The sequence below is a fragment of the Solibacillus faecavium genome (assembly GCF_014836905.1).
Taxonomy (GTDB): domain Bacteria; phylum Bacillota; class Bacilli; order Bacillales_A; family Planococcaceae; genus Solibacillus; species Solibacillus faecavium.
Genome location: NZ_JACSPZ010000003.1, coordinates 383,379 through 403,731 on the forward strand (window position 1 = coordinate 383,379; position 20,353 = coordinate 403,731).

Here is a 20,353-nt window from a genome sequence, read left to right on the forward strand (position 1 = left end):
ACCAAAATAAAAAAAGGGGGGGATTATATGCAGCTTGAGCAATTTGTCAGAACACATGGCGAGGAATTACTTCGGCTTTCCTATACATATGTCAAAAATAAAGAAATGGCAGAAGATATTGTGCAAGATGTGCTTTTAAAAGCATATGAGCAGCAAGACAAATTTCGCGGTGATGCGAGTTATCGAACGTATCTATATCGTATGACAATTAATCGCAGCTATGATTATCTCCGCAGTTGGAGCTATAAAAATACTGTTTTAACGAATAAAATCCAGGGAATTTTCCAAGTAACCAAATCCACTGAACAACAAGTGTTCGAGCAAAACGATAATCGCCTATTAGGGTATGCAGTGCTTGATTTGCCAGTAAAATACCGTGAAATTATTATTTTGTTTTATTACAAAGAGTTGAAGATTGATGAAATTGCAGAGCTCCTATCAATTTCAGATAATACCGTAAAAACAAGACTAAAGCGTGGACGTGAAAAGCTAAGAAAACAATTAGAAGGTGGTGAATGGGTTGACGAATTCTCAAGTGAAACGAGCAATAGATGAGACAATCGGGAGCGAACCGCTGATGAATGAAGCATTTGTTCAAAAGGTGCTGGATGGCAAGAAATGGAGTAAAAAGAGTATGCCCTTCTTACAACCTGCCTTCATATTCCTACTTTTTTTAGCTGTTGGAACAATACTCTACTTTATTCCACAGTCAGACGAACAATTAGCGGTGGACACAGAAGAAGAGGATGTGTATTTAGCAAAGCCTGAGCATTTAAAAGATATGTTTATTCAAAATCGTAAAGAGAGCAGAATCATGTATGTGTTTAATAATGGAACACTTCATTATAAGAGTGATACACGCATCTATTTAGAAAAGCCGAAATCAGAAGATGAAAAACCCTATTCGGGGGAATTAATCGAGGAAACGTATACAAATATTCAGATCGAAACAAAAGACAATCAATATTTCATTACCGGTGATGATAGCTTTAGCTGGACATTAACCCGTACCGCTCCACGTATTTTAGTAGATGAAAAGGGTAACGAATATATCATACCTTATGCATTTGAAAATAAGCCTCAACTCAGTGATGTTCTACTAGACGATGAGATTCAATCGTTGGGGATTTATAAGATTGGTGGTATTGGGACATATGCCTATATTTTAGAAAAAGATTTAGGAGAGATTACTGAATTATTCAGCCAAGCAACAGTGTATGAAGAGTTCATTGATTTAGAGAGATCGGAATATATGATCAATATTGAATATAAAAATGGTGAGAAAGGAAGACTGGAGCTTTGGTTAAAGGAGGGAAATAAAGAAGGCTTTGTAATAAAAAATGATGTAATCAATAATACATGGACAACATTTAAAATTCCTAAAGCATTAACAGACCATTTCTATCAATTAGCCGAGAAAATCAAATTAATTGATTCCAAATAAAAAACAAAAACTACCTCAACCTTTGGGGTAGTTTTCGTCTGTTTAAGTCTAGCTACATAAACCAACTGAAGTATTTTCATACTTCGCATCATCTAGCGCCTTTACCATAAAATGTGCAACGCTTGCTCTTGGAATCGTGCTTGAGCCTTTCGGAACTGTATCAAACGCTTCTTTATAATCTGTTTTCAATGGGTCATCTTTTAATCCCATTGGACGAGCGATAGTATAGACAACACCTTTTGATTTGTAATAGTTTAATGCAGCGCGGTGATCTGCCAAAGGATTTGCCAGCATTTTCATCATCATTTTCCCCATAATACCAGGGATTTCACCATCCACACCTGCTGAAGCACAGTAAACTAAACGCTTCACGCTAGCTTTTTCCATTCCATCTGCAATGTTTTTACCCATTGTTTCAAGCTCATTTGATTTTTTCATTCCTGTGCTTGAGCCTAAGCATGAAATAACTGCTTCATGACCAACAATCGCATCGGCCACTTGCTGAGCGTTAAATGCATCACCTTGGATAACGTTGACACCAGCTGTTTTTAATTTTTCGGGTGTACGAACAAATGCTGTGACACTGTGTCCGGCTGCAACAGCCATTTCAACAAAATGCTGCCCGACACCGCCTGTAGCACCGAATACAATAATTTTCATAATTAATGACCTCCTTTTAATGCTGCTCTTTGAATCTTAACGCCTTTCCACATGAATGTAAAAATAATCGTTAAAACTAAAATAATTAATCCTGCAATAAACGGATATAAAATATCTATGTCATATAACGCACCTGCAAGAAGAGGTCCCATAATATTTCCGATACTCATATAAGCATTATTCATACCCATCGCAAACCCTTGCTCATTACCTGCCATTTTTGAAATTAATGTCGTTAAAACAGGACGCAAAATAGATGTCGCCAGGAAAATCAATAACGAAATTGCAAAGAACATCGTATAGCTTCCTGCAATAATAGAAAGGAAAAATCCAGAAGCTGTAACAATTAAAAATAATTTCAGTACATTTACTTCCCCAATTGACTTTACAAGTCGATCGACAACGAATAGTTGCATAATAACACCGATTAATCCGGTTGAAGTAATCATAAAGGCAATTTCTTGTGGGGTTGCACCAAATTTATCGTCGACATACAGACCAAGTACGGTTTCGTATGACATTAAGCCGAAGCTCATAATAAGTGTAATAACTAATGGAATGAAGAAAGGCTTTTTAACTGATAAAATAATATCTTTAATCATCGATTGGTTGTTATCGATAAGCTGAGGAGTTGCAGTTTCTACAACCTCTTCCAAGCTTTCTTTAAGCGTAAAGTATGATACTACAAATGCTAAAAGACCGACGATTGCGGATACAAGAAGTGGTGTTTTCAAACCGAAATCCGCCAAAAATCCACCGATACCAGGACCAATAACTATACCAAGGGACATCGAAGCAGAAATAAAGCTATTTCCCTTTGCACGCTGATCCATCGTCGTAATATCTGCAACATATGCGTAAATTGCCGGAATTAAAAATGCACAACCAATTCCACCAATTGCGCGCGATAAGTAAAGGAGCCAAATAGAATCGGCGAAGTAAAAAAGAAACATCGAGATTGCTAATGTTAGTAGTCCGATATTAATAAGCGGGCGACGACCATATTTATCTGCCCATTTCCCTCCAATTGGCGATACTAAAAATTGTGCAAATGCAAAAATGGCAATAATTAATCCTGCAGCTGTTCCGCCTTGCCCAAGTTCTTTTAAATAAGAGGGGATAATCGGAATAATAATTCCAAAGCTCCCAACAGCAATAAACATGTTAAGCATAAGTAACGCCAATTTTTTTCTTTGATCTGAAGTCATAAAAATTCCTTTCTTACTATTAAATTGTGCCCGGCGAATTAAAAAAATCCATAAAAAAATCCGTGAAATCCGCCAAGGCATATTTTCTAACAACTGGTGTTTACTCACGTTGAATTAGAAAATTTTCACGTACTCAATTGTAATCGGAAAACTACATTCTGACTAGTTATTTACTTAAAAATAAGATGAACCAAAAGCATGTAAACTTTTGGATTCATCTTAAAAGAACTATTAAGCCTGTGCGTTTAAAAATTCTTCAACTTGTGCTGGTGATTTAGCATTGGCACTATGCAAGTGAGCTAACTTTTCACCATTTTTGAAGATTAGTAGTGAAGGAATACCCATTACTTGATATTTCTCTGCTAAGTCCGGGAAGTTGTCACGGTTAATTGAATACCAATCATATTGATTATATTCTGCAATAATAGGATTGATGAACATATCCATACGTGTGCAATCCGGGCACCAGCCGGCAAAGAATTTAATGATTACCGGTTTTTCTTTACTTGTTAGTTCTGTAAATTGTTCAATTGTTGTAATTTCTTGCATATTAATCACGCTCCTTATAGCACATTGTACACGAAACAAGTAGATTACGAAAAGTAATTTAACTTAAGACACGTTATTACTCTCAATAAAAATATAAGAATAATAATTTTATTTAAAATTGTGAGAAAATTATTGCGTAAATTATCAAAATAATCTACACTAAGAACAGAAAAGCTGTTTGAAGTTTTTTTTTCATTTCAAAATGAATGACTGTTCATTCAAGGGAGAAGGGGGAAGTGCTCGTGTCTTACAAAATTCAAAAAGTAGCGGTTTTAGGTTCAGGGGTGATGGGGTCAGGTATTGCAGCTCATTTAGCAAATATCGGGATTCCTACATTATTATTGGACATCGCACCACGTGAACTTACAAAAGATGAAGAGGCAAAAGGTTTAACACTTGATTCAAAAGCTGTAAAAAATCGTTTTGCTAATTCAGCGATGCAAAAATTACTAAAGCAAAAACCAGCACCACTTTCAGCGAAAAAAAATCTAGCATTAATTACACCGGGGAACTTTGAAGATGATCTAGAGAAACTGAAAGATGTGGACTGGATTATCGAAGTTATCGTAGAAAAATTAGATATTAAAAAAGGATTATTTGAAAAAATTGACGCTGTGCGTAAGCCAGGGACAATCGTTTCATCAAATACATCAGGGGTAAGCATTAACGCAATGGCAGAAGGGCGCTCAGAAGATTTCCAAGAACACTTCCTTGGGACACATTTCTTTAACCCGCCACGTTATTTGAAATTATTGGAAGTTATTCCGGCAAACACTACAAAGCCGGAAGTTGTAAACTTCATGAAATCGTTCGGTGAGGATGTATTAGGTAAAGGTGTTGTAATTGCGAAAGACACACCAAACTTTATTGCCAACCGTATCGGTACATACGGTCTAATCGTTACGATGAATGAAATGGTAGCGCGCAATTATTCAGTAGGTGAAGTAGATTCAGTGACTGGTCCTATAATCGGACGTCCAAAATCTGCGACATTCCGTACATTGGATGTAGTAGGTCTTGATACATTTGCACATGTTGCAAAAAATGTATATGACCAAACGACAGGTGCTGAGCAAGCAGTATTTGAAGAGTCACCAATTTTAAAGAAAATGGTTTCGAATGGTTGGTTAGGCGCAAAATCCGGCCAAGGCTTCTTCAAAAAAGAAGGAAAAGAAATCTTACAATTAAATTTATCTACATTTGAATATGAGCCAAATAAAAAGCTTGTTGCACCATCTCTTGAAATGGCAAAGCAGGCAAAAGGACCGGGCGGCAAATTAAAAGTATTAATTTATGCGCAAGACCGCGTAGGCGAATTATTGTGGAATTCATTTGCACCAACATTACTTTACTCAGCGCAGTTAATGGGCGAGATTGCAGATGATATCGTAGCAATCGATAATGCGATGAAGTGGGGCTTCGGCTGGGCACAAGGTCCATTTGAAATGTGGGATGCAATCGGAGTTGAAAAATCTGTAGCAAAAATGAAAGAAGAAGGTCGTGAAATTCCAGAGTTCGTGAGCGGATTACTCGATAAAGGCTTTTCTACATTCTATACAGAAATCGATGGCGATTTAGCATACTACAACGGTACGGAGTATGTAAAAGTACCAGTAAATGAAAAGGCAATTGATTTAAAACGCTACAAGAAAAAGCATGGCGTTATTAAATCAAATTCAGGTGCAAGTTTAATAGATTTAGGTGATGGAATTGCATTACTGGAATTCCACTCAAAATCAAACGCAATTGGCTTGGACATTGTACAGATGATTAACTTTTCGGTTGATGAAGTTGAGAAGAACTTTAAAGGTCTTGTTATCGGTAACCAAGGTAAAAACTTCTGTGTAGGAGCAAACCTTGCAATGATTTTAATGGAAGCACAAGACGATAATATTTTTGAACTTGATTTTGTTATTAAATCATTCCAGCAGGCAATGCGCCGTATTAAATACTCAACAAAACCAGTTGTTGCGGCACCATTCCAAATGGCATTAGGCGGTGGTGCAGAAGTATGTTTACCAGCTGCACACATTCAAGCATCTGCAGAAACATATATGGGTCTTGTAGAAGTCGGTGTTGGGTTAATCCCAGGCGGCGGCGGTAACTTAGGCCTTTATGAAAAATTCATTAAGGGCTTACCTCAAGGTGTAGAAGTAGACTACCAGCATATTGCTAATAAAGTATTTGAAACAATTGCAATGGCAAAAGTTTCGACATCTGGGGAAGAAGCGCGTGAAAACAATTTCCTAAACTTCGCAGATGGAATTTCTGTTAATCCGGATCATTTAATTTATGATGCGAAACAAGCAGCACTAGCATTAGCTGAGGCTGGCTATACACCTCCTGTGAAAAGAAAAGTAAAAGTAGTCGGTGCACCAGGTTATGCAACGTTACTATTAGGTGCACAAGGAATGTTCGATTCTGGCTACATTACAGAACACGATCTGAAAATCGCTAAAAAGTTGGCATATGTCATCGCAGGCGGCAAAGTACCATACGGAACTGAAGTGTCAGAAGAGTATTTATTAAACTTGGAAAAACAAGCGTTCCTAGAACTAGTAGCAGACCAAAAATCACAAATGCGTATGCAACACATGCTAGTAAAAGGAAAGCCGTTACGTAACTAATATAAAAAGTCTTTATTAAAGGAGAGACTTAGTTTTCGGGAAGAGTTGATTGGAGTGTAGGCGGCGACTCCTACGGGAACAGCGCGAGCGGAAGCACCCGGACTGAGCAAAGCGAGGGAGAAGGCTGGAGCCGTGCCCGTGGAAAGCGTCCGCCGAAACGGAAATCAACGGACTTTATATTGAAACGTATATTTAGTTAAATTCTATCATCGGCAAGTAGATTACAAGTTTACTTGCTAGCTAATCACAAGGGGGAAACATCATTATGCGTGAAGCCGTTATCGTTGCAGGAGCACGAACACCGATTGGTCGTGCGAAAAAAGGAACTTTGGCAAATACTAGACCCGATGACTTTGGTGCAGTAGTAGTAAAAGAAACGTTAAAACGTGCGGGCTATGAAGGTCCAATAGACGATTTAATTATGGGATGTGCAATGCCTGAAGCAGAGCAAGGAATGAACGTTGCCCGCTTAGTAGGAGCATTGGCAGGTCTTCCAGATACAACACCAGCATTAACAGTAAATCGCTTCTGTTCATCAGGATTACAAACAATTGCGTATGCAGCTGAGCGTATTATGCTTGGTCATTCAAAGGCAATCGTTGCAGGCGGTACGGAATCGATGAGTATGATTCCGATGACAGGAAATACTGTGCGCTTAAATCCTAAGTTAGCTGAAGATGCACCGCAATATTATATCGGAATGGGGCACACAGCTGAGGAAGTGGCAAATCGCTACAATGTAACTCGCGAAGACCAGGATGCTTTTGCTGTACGCTCACATGAGTTAGCTGAAAAAGCGATTAAAGAAGGTAAATTCAAAGATGAAATCGTACCGGTAGAAGTTACAGAGTACTATGTCGATGAAAACAATCAATTAAAAGAAAAGACAATAATTTTTGATACAGATGAAGGGGTTCGTCCAGGAACTTCAGTTGAAACGCTAGCAAAATTACGTCCGGCTTTCAATGTAAAAGGTTCTGTAACAGCGGGGAATGCTTCACAAACTTCTGACGGTGCAGCAGCAGTATTAGTAATGGATCGTGAAGAAGCAGAAAAACAAGGGATGAAGCCACTTGCTAAGTTTTTAGGTTTCGCTGTTGGCGGAGTTCCACCTGAAGTAATGGGTATCGGACCAATCGTAGCAGTACCAAAAGCATTGGAAATTGCAGGAATAACTCAAGACCAAGTAGATCTGTGGGAAATTAATGAAGCGTTCGCATCACAATCAATTCAGGTAGTACGTGAATTAGGGATCGACATTGATAAAGTGAATGTTAACGGTGGTGCGATTGCATTAGGTCATCCGCTTGGAGCAACAGGTGCAATCCTAACAGTAAAACTGATTAACGAACTAAAACGTCGCGGCGGAAAATATGGTGTTGTAACGATGTGTATTGGCGGCGGTATGGGTGCAGCAGGGGTATTTGAAGTTCTTTAATTGTCTGGGGAAATAATAAGGTGTTGTTTGTAGTGAAGGTTCGACTCCAGCGGGAAAAGCAAAATTTATTTTGCGACGAGTAACCGCAGGAGCACGACGCCTGAGACTACAGGCTCAGGCCGTGCCCGCGGAAAGCGTAACCGAAACGGAAAACAACGCAATAAAATCACAAAGGAAACTAGGGAGGAATTTATTATGGTACAAACAACAAACATTATTAAAGGTGGCGGCTTCTTAATCGAGGACGTGGATATTAATCGAGTAATTACGCCAGAAGATTTCACAGACGAGCAAAAGATGATTGCTCAAACAACTTCTGAATATGTAACAAACGAAGTATTACCAGTTGTTGAAAACTTAGAGCATCACGAATTCGACCACTCAGTACGTTTATTAAAAACAGCGGGTGAACTAGGTTTACTTGCAGCTGACGTACCAGAAGAATACGAAGGTCTTGGCTTAGACAAAATTTCTTCGGCATTAATCGCTGAAAAAATGTCTCCAGCAGGCGGGTTCTCAATTACTCACGGTGCACATGTTGGTATCGGTTCATTACCAATCGTATTATTCGGTAACCATGAGCAAAAAACTCAGTATTTACCGAAGTTAGCTTCAGGTGAGTTAATTGCAGCATATGCATTAACAGAGCCAGGTTCAGGTTCTGACGCATTAGGTGCAAAAACAACTGCCAAATTAAATGAAGCAGGTACACACTATGTATTAAATGGTGAAAAACAATGGATTACAAATGCAGGCTTTGCAGATGTATTCGTTGTGTACGCTAAAATTGATGGCGATAAATTTACAGCTTTCATCGTTGAGCGTTCATACCCTGGAGTTTCTGTTGGCCCAGAAGAAAAGAAAATGGGGATTAAATCTTCTTCAACTCGTACGTTAATTTTAGAAGATGCAGAAGTACCGGTAGAAAACTTACTAGGTGAAGTAGGACGCGGTCATATTATCGCATTCAACATCTTAAATATTGGACGTTATAAATTAGGGGTAGGTACAGTAGGTGCATCTAAACGTGCATTTGAATTAGCAGTAGCTTATACAAACCAACGTCAACAATTCAAAACTAAATTATCAGATTTCAACTTAACAAAAGAAAAGATTGCATCAATGGCTTCTCACATTTATGCATCAGAATCTTTAAACTATCGTACAGTTGGTTACTTTGAAGATCGCTTGAACCAATTATCAGACGAAGAGCAAAAAGACGGTAAAGCAATAGCTGGAGCGATCGCTGAGTATGCTATTGAGTGCTCGATCGCAAAAGTATTCGGTTCTGAAACTTTGGATTACGTAGCAGACGAAGCAGTTCAATTACACGGTGGCTACGGATTTATGGCTGAGTACGAAGTAGAGCGTATTTACCGCGACTCTCGTATTAACCGTATTTTCGAAGGTACAAATGAAATTAACCGTATGATCGTGCCAGGCACATTCATGAAAAAAGCGCTAAAAGGTGAATTACCACTATTACAAGTAGCGCAGGAATTACAAAATGAACTACTAATGCTTATGCCGGAAGAAATCGGTAATGAAGCATTAGAGCAAGAAAAATATTTAGTGAAAAACGCGAAGAAAATCGCTGTACTTGCAGCTGGTGCTGCAGCACAACGTTTCGGTGCTAAATTAGATGCGGAGCAGGAAGTGCTTGTTAACATTGCTAATATTGCGAACCAATTATATGCAATGGAATCAGCAGTAATCCGTACACAAAAAGCAATTGAGCGTGACGGAGAAGAAAAAGCGGCACAAAAGATTCTTTACACACAAATTTTCTGCCAGGAAGCATTTGCAGAAATCGAAAAAGAAGCAAAAGAAACATTAATCGCTTCAGTTGAAGGTGATGATGCACGTATGATCTTATCGGCATTACGTAAATTAACGCGCAACAACCCTTACAACTTAATTCCGAAAAAACGTGAAGCAGCAGCGAAATTAATCGACGCTGAAAAATATGTAGTATAATAAGATAGAATGAAATCGGATGCAGGGCCCGCATCCGATTTTTTTATGTTTTAGGTAAATGAATTTTCTAATTTAAATCGGAAGTTCTAATAAGAGTTGCACTTCTTCTAAAATATCTTTAAAAGTTTCAAATAAATGAATGATTTCTTCTAAAAAGCATTCAATATGTTCTAATATCATCACAAATCTTCTAATATAAAATTAATTAAGAATATAACCCCCGCAATGCAATTCCAATTTTGATTTGTTTTTCTATATCCGTTACAATAAGGGAAAATGAATGGTAAAGAGGAGTTCTTTTATGACAGTGAAATTTATCCAATACCCAAAATGTACTACATGCAAAAAAGCACAGAAATGGCTAGATGAAAATGGTATTCAATATGAAAATATTAACATCGTTGAAGAAACGCCTTCTAAAGAGCAACTTAAAGCGTATTATGAAGCTAGTGGGTTGCCTTTAAAGAAATTCTTTAATACTTCAGGTATGAAATATCGTGAGCTGGAACTAAAAGACAAATTGCCTTCGATGTCTGATGATGAGCAATTAGAGCTATTAGCTTCAGATGGTATGTTAATCAAGCGTCCAATAGTGACAGATGGCAAAAAATTAACATTAGGTTTTAAGGAGTCTGACTTCTCAGAATCGTGGAAATAAACCGGTATTCACGTTGTATTTCCGAACGAAATATGGCAAAATGAAGTTGAATGTACTACATAATAACTGGAGGTTTTTTAATGAGCACACCTAAAGAGTTACTTTATTCAAAAGAGCATGAGTGGGTTAAAGTTGAAGACGGCAAAGCAACAATCGGAATTACAGATTTTGCACAAGCTGAATTAGGGGACATCGTGTTTGTGGAGTTACCGGAAGTAGGCGATGAAGTTTCAAAGGATCAGCCATTCGGTAGTGTAGAATCTGTTAAAACTGTTTCGGAACTTTATGCTCCAATCTCAGGTAAAGTTGTTGCGATTAACGAAGAACTTTTAGACAACCCAGAATACGTAAATGAATCTCCTTACGGTACAGCTTGGATGATTACGGTTGAAGTAACGAACGACGAAGAAGTTAAAGAATTAATGGATGCAGATGCTTATACTGCATTAATTGAACAATAAATGTTTCAACACCAAAGCCTATTAGTTAAAGGTTTTGGTGTTTTTTTGCTATTGTATAGATAGCCGTAATTGATGAAAGGAAGCGTATCTCTATGGGAAAATGCATTGTAGTTGAAGGACGGGCCGATAAAATGAGGTTAATTCCTTTATTGGCTGAAGAAGTCACGATAATTTGTACTAATGGAACAATAAGTGAAGTCAATTTAATCGAATTACTAGAAGACTATGAGCATTATGAAATTGTGACAATGTTTGATGCAGACAAAAATGGTGAAAAGTTAAGAAAACTAATGAACCGGGCATTTCCTGAAGTAACTCAGCTAATCATACCTCGAGAATATGTAGAGGTAGAAAAAACTCCCAAACATATTTTACAGAACTTATTAATACAAGCAAAATTTTTAATAAAAGAAGGATGACTTAAATATGGAACAATGGTCAAGAGAGCAGTGGGAACAAAATATACAACAACATGATCAAACCGCATTTTTTCTATACACCCCAATGTGCGGTACTTGTGAACTTTCGGAAAGAATGCTGAAAGTAGTTGAGAAATTACTACCAGATTTACCACTAGGTATGGCAAATATCAATTATATTGAGGGGTTGGCCAACGATTTGAAAATCGAAAGCGTACCTTGTTTAATTGTTTCTGACAATGGAAAAGTGTCAAAAAAGTTATATGCATTTAAATCCGTACCATTTTTGTATGAAATATTAAAAAAGTAATTGACGTCTTCTCTTTAGCATGATAAAGTAACAGACATAATAATAAAACTTAATAACGTTGCTCTTATAAAGAGAGGTGGAGGGAAGTGCCCTATGAAGCCCGGCAACCAGCATTTTATGCAAAGGTGCCAATTCACACAAAGTTTAAACTTTGAAAGATGAGAGAACGGTTTACCGTATAAATTTTTATGTGAAACCTTTCTACTTGTCGTGAGTAGGAAGGTTTTTTTGGTGTAATTTTATTTTCGAAGATGCGAAAAAAACACCAAAAACATTATATTGAAATTACAGGTAGGTTATTTCAAGAGAAGGGGTACGACGCATGATTGATATACAAAATATCACGAAAGTATATAACACAAAAAACGGTGAGCTTACAGCGGTAGACAATGTTAGCTTATCGATTGAAAAAGGAGAAATATACGGTATTATCGGCTACAGTGGTGCTGGTAAAAGTACAATGATCCGCCTATTAAATGGTTTGGAAAAACCTTCAACAGGTTCAGTTATTGTAGGTGGACAGGATATTTCTAAAGCATCAGGGGCAAAGCTAAGAGAAGCACGCCAAAAAATAAGTATGATATTTCAGCACTTTAATTTACTTTGGTCGCGCACAGTTGAAGAAAATATTGCATTTCCACTTGAAATCGCAGGTGTTTCAAAATCTCAGCGTGCCAAGCGAGTCGAAGAGCTTATTGAACTAGTAGGCCTAAAAGGAAGAGGAAAAGCCTATCCATCTCAACTTTCAGGTGGCCAAAAACAACGTGTCGGCATAGCCCGCGCATTAGCGAACAACCCGGAAGTTCTCCTATGTGATGAAGCCACTTCAGCACTTGATCCAGAGACGACGGATTCTATTTTAGAGCTATTACTGGATATTAATAAAAAGATCGGTTTAACAATTGTACTGATTACACATGAAATGCATGTTATTCGCAAAATCTGTAACCGTGTGGCTGTTATGGAAGCAGGAAAAGTAGTGGAACAGGGAGATGTTCTGCAGGTCTTCCAACACCCACAAGCGCCGATTACCAAAAATTTCGTTTCGCAAGCTTCTGGAGAAACACAGGAAATGCAGGCGTCACTAGAGCAAATTTTAGCGAATTATCCAGCAGGGAAAATTGCCAAATTAACATTTGCGGAGGCAACGACAGAACAGCCGGTAATATCGCAGATGATCAAGCAATTTGACATAGTCGTTAATATCGTTCACGGGAAAATATCCAATACAACAGCCGGTTCATTCGGCACGCTATTTATTCATATCGATGGTGAGCAACACGAAGTAGAGAAGGCATTAAACTTCTTAACAATGCAGGAAATTCAAACGGAGGTGATTGAGCATGCTTAATCAATTATTTCCGAACGTTGACTGGGGTAAAATGCTCGACGCAACATATGAAACTGTTTATATGACAGCTGTAGCTACGGTCATTACATTCATCCTCGGAATTCTAATAGGAATTGTGTTATTTTTAACAAGTGACAACCAGTTATGGGCAAATAAAGTTGTTCACTTTTTGACTGGGTCGCTCGTAAATATTTTCCGTTCGATTCCATTTATCGTATTAATTATTTTATTAATACCATTTACAAAGTTTTTACTTGGAACGATTCGTGGTGCCAATGCAGCATTACCAGCACTTATTATCGGTGCGGCACCTTTTTATGCCCGCATGGTATTAATCGCACTAAGAGAAATTGATAAAGGTGTTATCGAAGCAGCCCGCTCAATGGGTGCGAAAACATCAACTATTATTTGGAAAGTGTTAATTCCGGAAAGCTTACCCGCATTAATTTCCGGTATAACAGTAACAGCAGTTGCTTTAGTCGGTTATACAGCAATGGCTGGTATTATCGGTGCAGGCGGCCTAGGGAATTTAGCGTTCCTTGATGGATTCCAACGTAACCGAACTGATGTCACGCTTATGGCGACAGTTTTAATTTTAGTTGTAGTATTTATCATTCAATATATTGGTGACTTTATTACAGTAAAAGTGGACAAACGATAGTTCGTGACTTACAGGTCATAATTATATAAGCCAAAGTTTTTTGAGCAATAATAAACGCAATCTTGAAAGAGTGCGCGTTTATATATTTAATTTACAGAATATAAAAATTGTTCGGTTAATAATGGCTAAAAATTACAAATAGAGAATAGGGGTAAAACAGATGAAAAAATTATTATCAAGCATTATTTTAGGAGCTTCAGTATTAGCATTAGCAGCATGTGGTGGAGATGAAGATACATTAAAAGTAGGTGCGTCAAATACGCCGCACGCGGTAATCTTAGAAAAAGTAAAACCAATTTTAGAGGAGCAAGGCATTGAGCTGGAGGTTGCTACATACACAGATTATGTCCTTCCAAACCAAGATTTAGAAAATGGTGATATCGACGCTAACTACTTCCAACATATCCCATATTTCGAAGCTCAAAAAGCAGATTTCGATTATGACTTTGCAAATGCAGGCGGTATTCACATCGAGCCAATCGGTGTTTACTCTAAAAAATACAAATCTTTAGAAGAGCTTCCTGAAGGGGCGACAATTTTACTGTCAAACTCTGTAGCAGACCATGGACGTATGCTTTCATTGCTTGAAGCACAAGGTTTAATTACTTTAGCAGATGGTATTGATAAAACAAAAGCAGAAACAAAAGACATCGTAGACAATCCGAAAAACTTCGTATTTGATTCAAACACTGCAGCTGAACTATTAGTGCAAATGTATGAAAATGAAGAAGGCGATGCAGTATTAATCAACTCGAACTTCGCAATTGATAATGGAATTAACCCATTGGAAGATTCAATCGCAATCGAGTCAAGTGAATCACCATATGTAAACATTATTGCTGTAAAATCTGGTGAAGAGGATTCTAAAGAGATTAAAGCATTAGTAGAAGCATTACGTTCAAAAGAAATTCAAGACTTTATCCTTGAAGAATGGGGCGGCTCTGTAGTACCTGTTTCAGGTGAATAAAATACTTGGAGTTGCTTAATTAGGCAGTCATTGCAAAGAGATTAGCTGAGAGGATTCTCAACTAATCTCTTTTTTTATTGGAATCTTGTTAAACGTGAGTAAAATTTAGACACAAAATCTACAAATACTTTTTCAGATGGGGCGAGGTCACGGGTCGATGGTGCAATTATGCCGACTGTCCGTCTTATGGATGGGATTGCAATAGGTACTTTTACTGTCATACGAGGTGTGGAATCGTATAAAGAGCTTTCTGGTAAAAGCGTAACACCAATTCCAGCTGCTACAAGTCCTTTTAAAGCATCCATATCTTCTCCTTCAGAAGTAATTGTTGGCATAAAACCTACAGAGCGACAAGCGTCGACTGCTACTTTATTTAATATATATCCTTCTGGGAAAAGGACAAATTGATCACTTCGTAAATCGACTAAATTAATTTTATCCCTTTTAGCCAATGGATGTGTTGCGGGTAGTAATGCATGAATACTTTCGCTAAATAAAACCGTCGTATTGATTGATTCGTCTTTAGGGGGTAAAGGGCCGAGTAACGCTAAATTAAGTTCCCGATTTTTAACGGCTTCGATTAAATATTTATAAGAACCTTGGCGTAAATGGAAAGCGATATCCGGATATTCTTTTTTGAATGCGGAAATGACTGATGGCAATACATAGCTTGCTAGACTAGTTGGAAAACCAACTTTAATTACCCCTTTTGCCGGGTCTAGGTATTCTTCAACTTGTTTAGCAGCAAAGTCAATGGCCTTTAGTGCAGTAATGCTGTGTTCCAAAAAAGTTTTACCAATCGGTGTCAGTTTGACGTTACGTCCAATACGCTCGAAAAGTGCCGCTCCAAGCTCTTCTTCCAAATTGGCAATTTGCCTGCTGATTGCAGACTGGGCAACATGTAGATGCTCTGCTGCCTCTGAAATATGTTCTCGTTCTGCTACCTCGACAAAGTAACGTAATTGTCTTAATTCCACTAATCCCACCCCATTCATCTAAAAAATAGATTGTTTATATCCAAACTATATATTGTTTATATTATTTCGAAAACTTTAAAATGTAAATACGTTATTGAAAGAATGAGGGGGAATTAATATGAGTTTTCACCAGTTGCCAGGAGCACAAGGTTTATATAATCCACAGTTTGAACATGACGCGTGTGGTATCGGAATGTACGCTAACATAAAAGGGAAACCATCACATACGATTGTAAAAAAAGGTTTAGAAATGTTATGTCGTTTAGAACACCGTGCTGGACGTGGAGGGGACGGTAAGACAGGCGACGGAGCAGGGTTAATGGTACAAATTCCACACGACTTCTTTAAATTAAATTGTCCGGAAATTAATTTACCTGAAAAAGGAGCTTACGGTGTAGGGCAAATTTTCTTTACGAACGATGAAATCGAACGTAAGAAAATTGAACAAAAAATGAACGAATTAATTCAGCAAGAAGGCCAGGAACTTATCGGCTGGCGAACTGCTCCCATCAATAAAGAAAATTTAAGTGAAATTGCAAAATCTACTGCACCGGTTGTACGACAAGTATTTATAAAAGCTCAATCACAAAATCAGCAAATATTTGAACGGAAATTATATGTTATTCGTAAACAATTGGAACATTGGGCGGTAGAGCAAGGCTTTGAGCTTTATATCCCTAGTCTTTCAAGTCAGACAATGGTTTTTAAAGGTTTACTAGCTCCAGAGGAAGTAAGCGAATTTTATATTGATTTACAAAATGAAAGCTTTGTTTCTGCTTTAGCGCTTGTCCATTCACGATATTCGACTAATACATTCCCATCATGGAAACGTGCGCATCCAAATCGTTACATCATTCATAATGGTGAGATTAACACATTGCGTGGGAATATTAACTGGATGCGAGCACGTGAGCAACAATTTGTATCACAGGTTTTTGGAGAGGATTTACAGAAGCTGTTACCAATTATCGATGCAACAGGCTCAGATTCTTCTATGCTTGATAATGCGTTCGAATTTTTAGTTTTAGCAGGACGGTCACCGGCAGAGGCAGCGATGATGATGATTCCTGAGCCGTGGACGGAAAATCCGCGCATTGAAGAAGACCGTAAAGCATTTTATCAATATCATGCCAGCTTAATGGAACCTTGGGATGGTCCGACAGCCATTTGTTTCACAGATGGTAAACAAATTGGAGCGATATTAGATCGAAATGGCTTACGTCCAGGAAGACTATATGTAACAAAAGATGATCATGTTATTTTCTCTTCTGAAACTGGGGTTGTGGATTATGCAGAAGAAGATATTTTATATAAAGACCGTTTAAGCCCTGGGCGTATGTTGTTAATCGACTTAGAGCAGGGGAAAATCATTTCGGATGAAGAACTGAAATCTCAAATGGCAGCAGCGAAACCGTATGCTACTTGGTTAAAGGAAAACATGATAGAGCTTAAAGCGAAAGATGAAAAAATTGTTGAATTAAATGACATCACTTTACGTCAAAAGATTCATGGTTATACTTTTGAAGATGTTCAAAAATATATTGTACCGCTTGCTAAAGAAGGAAAAGATCCGCTTGGTTCGATGGGGAATGATTCACCGCTAGCTGTATTATCAGATCGACCACAATCATTATTCAACTATTTTAAACAGCTCTTTGCACAAGTTACGAATCCGCCAATCGATTCCATTCGAGAGCATGTAGTAACTTCTACGATGACTCTATTAGGTGCGGAAGGGGATTTATTGCATCCGAACGAACAAAACGCAAAGCGTATTTTCCTAGAAACACCAGTGCTATCGACTGCTGAGTACGAGCTGCTTTTAAACAATGAAGAAGAAGCATTTAAAGTAGCTGAAATCTCGCTTAAATTTACGGAAAATTTAGAAAGCGAGCTTAATCGTATAAAAACAGAAGCAGAAGCGGCAATTTTCGGTGGCCGAACAATTATTGTGTTATCGGATTATGTAGAAGATGCGAAACAATTAACGATACCGGTATTGTTAGCAGCTAGTACTATCCATCAATATTTGATTCGTATCGGGCTTAGAACAAAAGTAAGTATTGTAGTAAATAGTGCGGAAGTTCGCGAAGTGCATCATTTTGCAGCATTGATTGGATTCGGTGTTGATGCGATCCATCCGTATTTAGCTTATGCAACAATTGAAGAAGCCATTGAAAATGAACACTTAACAATTCCGTTTGAAAAAGCAATGCAGAAGTTCCGAAAAGGCGCGGCAGAAGGTGTCGTAAAAGTAATGTCCAAAATGGGTATTTCAACGGTGCAATCATATCGCGGTGCTCAAATTTTTGAAGCTGTAGGAATCTCAAAAGCTGTAATTGATGAATATTTCACAGGAACTGCTTCCCAAATCGATGGTATTGATTTAGCAACAATTGGTGAAGAGGCTAAACGCCGTCATGAAGCAGCACTACAATCGATGACAGATCAGCTGCAATCAGGTTCGGATTTCCAATGGCGTGCAGATGGTGAACATCATGCGTTTAATCCGAAAACAATTCATACGCTGCAATGGGCAACTAGAAAAAATGATTACGGTCTATATCGTATGTATGCAGAAATGGCTAATGAAGAGCGAATCGGGTTTTTACGTAACTTATTTGACTTCAAAAAAGCAGAACGTCGACTTCCGATTGAAGAAGTGGAATCTGTTGATTCGATAGTTAAAAGGTTCAAATCGGGTGCGATGTCATATGGTTCACTATCAAAAGAGGCACATGAAACGTTAGCGATTGCGATGAATCGTTTAGGGGCACGCTCGAATTCTGGAGAAGGTGGAGAGGATCCAGCGCGCTACAAACTAGATGCAAATGGCGATAACCGTCGTTCAAGCATTAAACAAATTGCATCGGGACGTTTTGGAGTGAAATCGCATTATTTAGTAAACGCTGATGAACTTCAAATCAAAATGGCGCAAGGTGCAAAACCAGGAGAAGGCGGTCAGTTGCCTGGTAATAAAGTTTATCCTTGGGTAGCAGAAGTACGCGGATCGACTCCAGGGGTAGGGTTAATTTCTCCACCACCTCACCATGATATTTATTCAATTGAAGATATGGCAGAGCTTATTCACGATCTGAAAAACGCTAACCGCTACGCTAGAATCTCAGTGAAGCTTGTAGCAAAAGCAGGCGTTGGTACAATAGCGGCAGGAGTAGCAAAGGGTGCAGCGGACGTTATTGTAATTTCAGGCTATGACGGAGGAACAGGTGCTTCGCCAAAAACTTCGATTAAACATACAGGTTTGCCGTGGGAGCTAGGTCTGGCTGAAGCACATCAGACATTAATGCTAAACGGATTAAGAGATCGTGTAACGTTAGAAACAGATGGGAAGCTAATGACAGGTAAGGATGTCATAATGGCGGCATTGCTTGGGGCAGAGGAATATGGCTTTGCAACAGCACCATTAATCGTATTAGGCTGTGTTATGATGCGTGCTTGCCATTTGGATACTTGTCCAGTAGGAGTAGCGACACAAAATCCGGAACTGCGTGCTAAATTTATGGGGAATGCAGATCATGTTGTAAACTATATGCGCTTTGTAGCAGAAGAAATGCGTGAATACATGAGTATTTTAGGCTTCCGAACTGTAGAAGAAATGGTTGGACGTACTGATGTTCTTCAAATTTCTGAACGTACGGCAAAACATTGGAAAGCAAGTCAACTGGATTTATCCGCATTGTTGCATCAAATGCAAGGTACGCGTACAAAGCAGCAACAGCAGAATCATCAAATTGAAGAAAGCTTTGATATGCGCGAATTATTACCAAAGGTCACAAAGGCAATTGAAGAAAAAGAGCGCATAGAATTAAGTTATCCAATTAAAAATACAGACCGAGTAATGGGTACAATTGTCGGTAGTGAAATATCAAGAAAATATGGTGAAGCTGGACTGCCTTTAAACACTATTAATTTAACATTTACAGGGCATGCTGGCCAAAGTTTCGGTGCCTTTACTCCACGTGGTATGGCGATGAGAGTAGTAGGGGATGTCAACGACTACTTTGGAAAAGGTCTATCGGGAGGTAAAGTAGTAGCAATTGCTCCGATTAAAGGGGAACAAGAGAAAAACGTCATTGCAGGGAATGTTTGCTTATACGGTGCAACAAGCGGGCAGGCATTCATTAACGGGCAAGCAGGACATCGCTTCGGTGTTCGTAATTCCGGTGCACAAATCGTGGTTGAAGGAATAGGCGACCATGGCTGCGAGTATATGACTGGCGGCAAGATTATCGTATTGGGTGATGTAGGTCAAAACTTTGGTGCTGGGATGTCAGGAGGTATAGGCTACATTTTGCCGAGTGACGAGGAGAAATTTAAAGCGCAGTGCAATATGGAAATGATTCAATTCGAAAAACTTTCGGATGCTACTGAGATCGAATCAGTTCGTCAACTCATTATTCAGCATTTAGAAGAGACAGACAGCTCTTATGCACTTGATGTTTTAGCGAAGTGGGAGCAATTCGTTCCTCTATTTGTAAAAGTTGTGCCGGTGGATTATAAAGAAATGCTGGAAAAAATCGATGAGTATAAATTAAATGGATTAACATATGACAATGCCGCAATGCAAGCCTTTGTGGAAGTAACAGGAAGTCAAAAAAAGCTTGTGAGTTCGAAATAACAGGAGG

At 38.4% G+C, this 20,353-nt stretch carries 17 protein-coding genes and 1 riboswitch; of the genes, 13 read left to right on the forward strand and 4 right to left on the reverse strand.

The annotated features are described in order from the left end of the window. Positions 1 to 27: 27 nt before the first annotated feature. Entirely contained in the window at positions 28 to 555 is a 528-nt protein-coding gene (locus tag H9635_RS08830; RefSeq protein WP_191699816.1) for a sigma-70 family RNA polymerase sigma factor, read from the forward strand. Next, entirely contained in the window at positions 521 to 1,444 is a 924-nt protein-coding gene (locus tag H9635_RS08835) for a hypothetical protein (protein ID WP_191699817.1), read from the forward strand. The genes H9635_RS08830 and H9635_RS08835 overlap by 35 nt, the downstream gene beginning before the upstream one ends. Positions 1,445 to 1,492: 48 nt before the next feature. Here the strand turns inward: H9635_RS08835 and H9635_RS08840 are convergent, their stop codons facing one another. From H9635_RS08840 to H9635_RS08850, 3 genes are all read right to left on the reverse strand, one after another. Beyond that, the gene (locus tag H9635_RS08840) at positions 1,493 to 2,104 is read right to left on the reverse strand and encodes an NAD(P)-dependent oxidoreductase (RefSeq protein ID WP_191699818.1); all 612 of its coding nucleotides are present in this window, start codon (positions 2,102 to 2,104) and stop codon (positions 1,493 to 1,495) included. Positions 2,105 to 2,106: 2 nt separating this feature from the next. Beyond that, positions 2,107 to 3,312 (reverse strand): MFS transporter, encoded by a 1,206-nt coding sequence (locus tag H9635_RS08845; RefSeq protein WP_191699819.1) that lies wholly within the window; start codon positions 3,310 to 3,312, stop codon positions 2,107 to 2,109. 231 nt (positions 3,313 to 3,543) lie between these two features. Further along, entirely contained in the window at positions 3,544 to 3,861 is a 318-nt protein-coding gene (locus tag H9635_RS08850; RefSeq protein WP_191699820.1) for a thioredoxin family protein, read from the reverse strand. 242 nt (positions 3,862 to 4,103) lie between these two features. Here H9635_RS08850 and H9635_RS08855 point away from each other — a divergent pair, with 242 nt between their 5' ends. The 10 genes from H9635_RS08855 to H9635_RS08900 all read left to right on the forward strand — a co-directional run bounded on the left by H9635_RS08855 (position 4,104) and on the right by H9635_RS08900 (position 14,730). Further along, positions 4,104 to 6,488 carry a 3-hydroxyacyl-CoA dehydrogenase/enoyl-CoA hydratase family protein gene (locus H9635_RS08855; RefSeq protein WP_191699821.1) on the forward strand — a complete coding sequence of 795 codons (2,385 nt, stop codon included), beginning with the start codon at positions 4,104 to 4,106 and terminating at the stop codon, positions 6,486 to 6,488. Positions 6,489 to 6,753: 265 nt separating this feature from the next. After that, the gene (locus H9635_RS08860; RefSeq protein WP_191699822.1) at positions 6,754 to 7,926 is read left to right on the forward strand and encodes an acetyl-CoA C-acetyltransferase; all 1,173 of its coding nucleotides are present in this window, start codon (positions 6,754 to 6,756) and stop codon (positions 7,924 to 7,926) included. Between the two features lie 195 nt (positions 7,927 to 8,121). Further along, a complete protein-coding gene (locus H9635_RS08865; protein WP_191699823.1) occupies positions 8,122 to 9,903 on the forward strand; it encodes an acyl-CoA dehydrogenase family protein in 1,782 nt (593 codons plus the stop codon). 301 nt (positions 9,904 to 10,204) lie between these two features. Then, positions 10,205 to 10,561: an arsenate reductase family protein gene (locus H9635_RS08870; RefSeq protein ID WP_191699824.1), complete on the forward strand. Its 357-nt coding sequence runs from the start codon at positions 10,205 to 10,207 to the stop codon at positions 10,559 to 10,561. Positions 10,562 to 10,641: 80 nt separating this feature from the next. Further along, positions 10,642 to 11,022: a glycine cleavage system protein GcvH gene (gene gcvH / locus H9635_RS08875; protein ID WP_191699825.1), complete on the forward strand. Its 381-nt coding sequence runs from the start codon at positions 10,642 to 10,644 to the stop codon at positions 11,020 to 11,022. Positions 11,023 to 11,114: 92 nt separating this feature from the next. Next, the gene (locus tag H9635_RS08880) at positions 11,115 to 11,441 is read left to right on the forward strand and encodes a toprim domain-containing protein (protein WP_191699826.1); all 327 of its coding nucleotides are present in this window, start codon (positions 11,115 to 11,117) and stop codon (positions 11,439 to 11,441) included. A 7-nt stretch (positions 11,442 to 11,448) separates the two neighbouring features. Beyond that, a complete protein-coding gene (locus tag H9635_RS08885; protein ID WP_191699827.1) occupies positions 11,449 to 11,751 on the forward strand; it encodes a thioredoxin family protein in 303 nt (100 codons plus the stop codon). Between the two features lie 61 nt (positions 11,752 to 11,812). Then, positions 11,813 to 11,916, forward strand: a riboswitch (SAM riboswitch). Between the two features lie 157 nt (positions 11,917 to 12,073). Then, positions 12,074 to 13,102: a methionine ABC transporter ATP-binding protein gene (locus tag H9635_RS08890; protein ID WP_191699828.1), complete on the forward strand. Its 1,029-nt coding sequence runs from the start codon at positions 12,074 to 12,076 to the stop codon at positions 13,100 to 13,102. Further along, a complete protein-coding gene (locus H9635_RS08895) occupies positions 13,095 to 13,763 on the forward strand; it encodes a methionine ABC transporter permease (protein ID WP_191699829.1) in 669 nt (222 codons plus the stop codon). The genes H9635_RS08890 and H9635_RS08895 overlap by 8 nt, the downstream gene beginning before the upstream one ends. Positions 13,764 to 13,923: 160 nt before the next feature. Next, positions 13,924 to 14,730 carry a MetQ/NlpA family ABC transporter substrate-binding protein gene (locus H9635_RS08900; protein ID WP_191699830.1) on the forward strand — a complete coding sequence of 269 codons (807 nt, stop codon included), beginning with the start codon at positions 13,924 to 13,926 and terminating at the stop codon, positions 14,728 to 14,730. A gap of 74 nt (positions 14,731 to 14,804) precedes the next feature. On the opposite strand, the gene H9635_RS08905 is transcribed toward H9635_RS08900, so the two are convergent. Beyond that, complete coding sequence (locus H9635_RS08905; protein ID WP_191699831.1) at positions 14,805 to 15,707, reverse strand: LysR family transcriptional regulator; 903 nt, start codon at positions 15,705 to 15,707, stop codon at positions 14,805 to 14,807. A gap of 118 nt (positions 15,708 to 15,825) precedes the next feature. Between H9635_RS08905 and gltB the strand changes: the two genes are divergently transcribed. Further along, positions 15,826 to 20,346, forward strand: coding sequence for a glutamate synthase large subunit (gene gltB / locus H9635_RS08910; RefSeq protein WP_191699832.1), 4,521 nt, complete (start codon positions 15,826 to 15,828; stop codon positions 20,344 to 20,346). Positions 20,347 to 20,353: the final 7 nt, after the last annotated feature.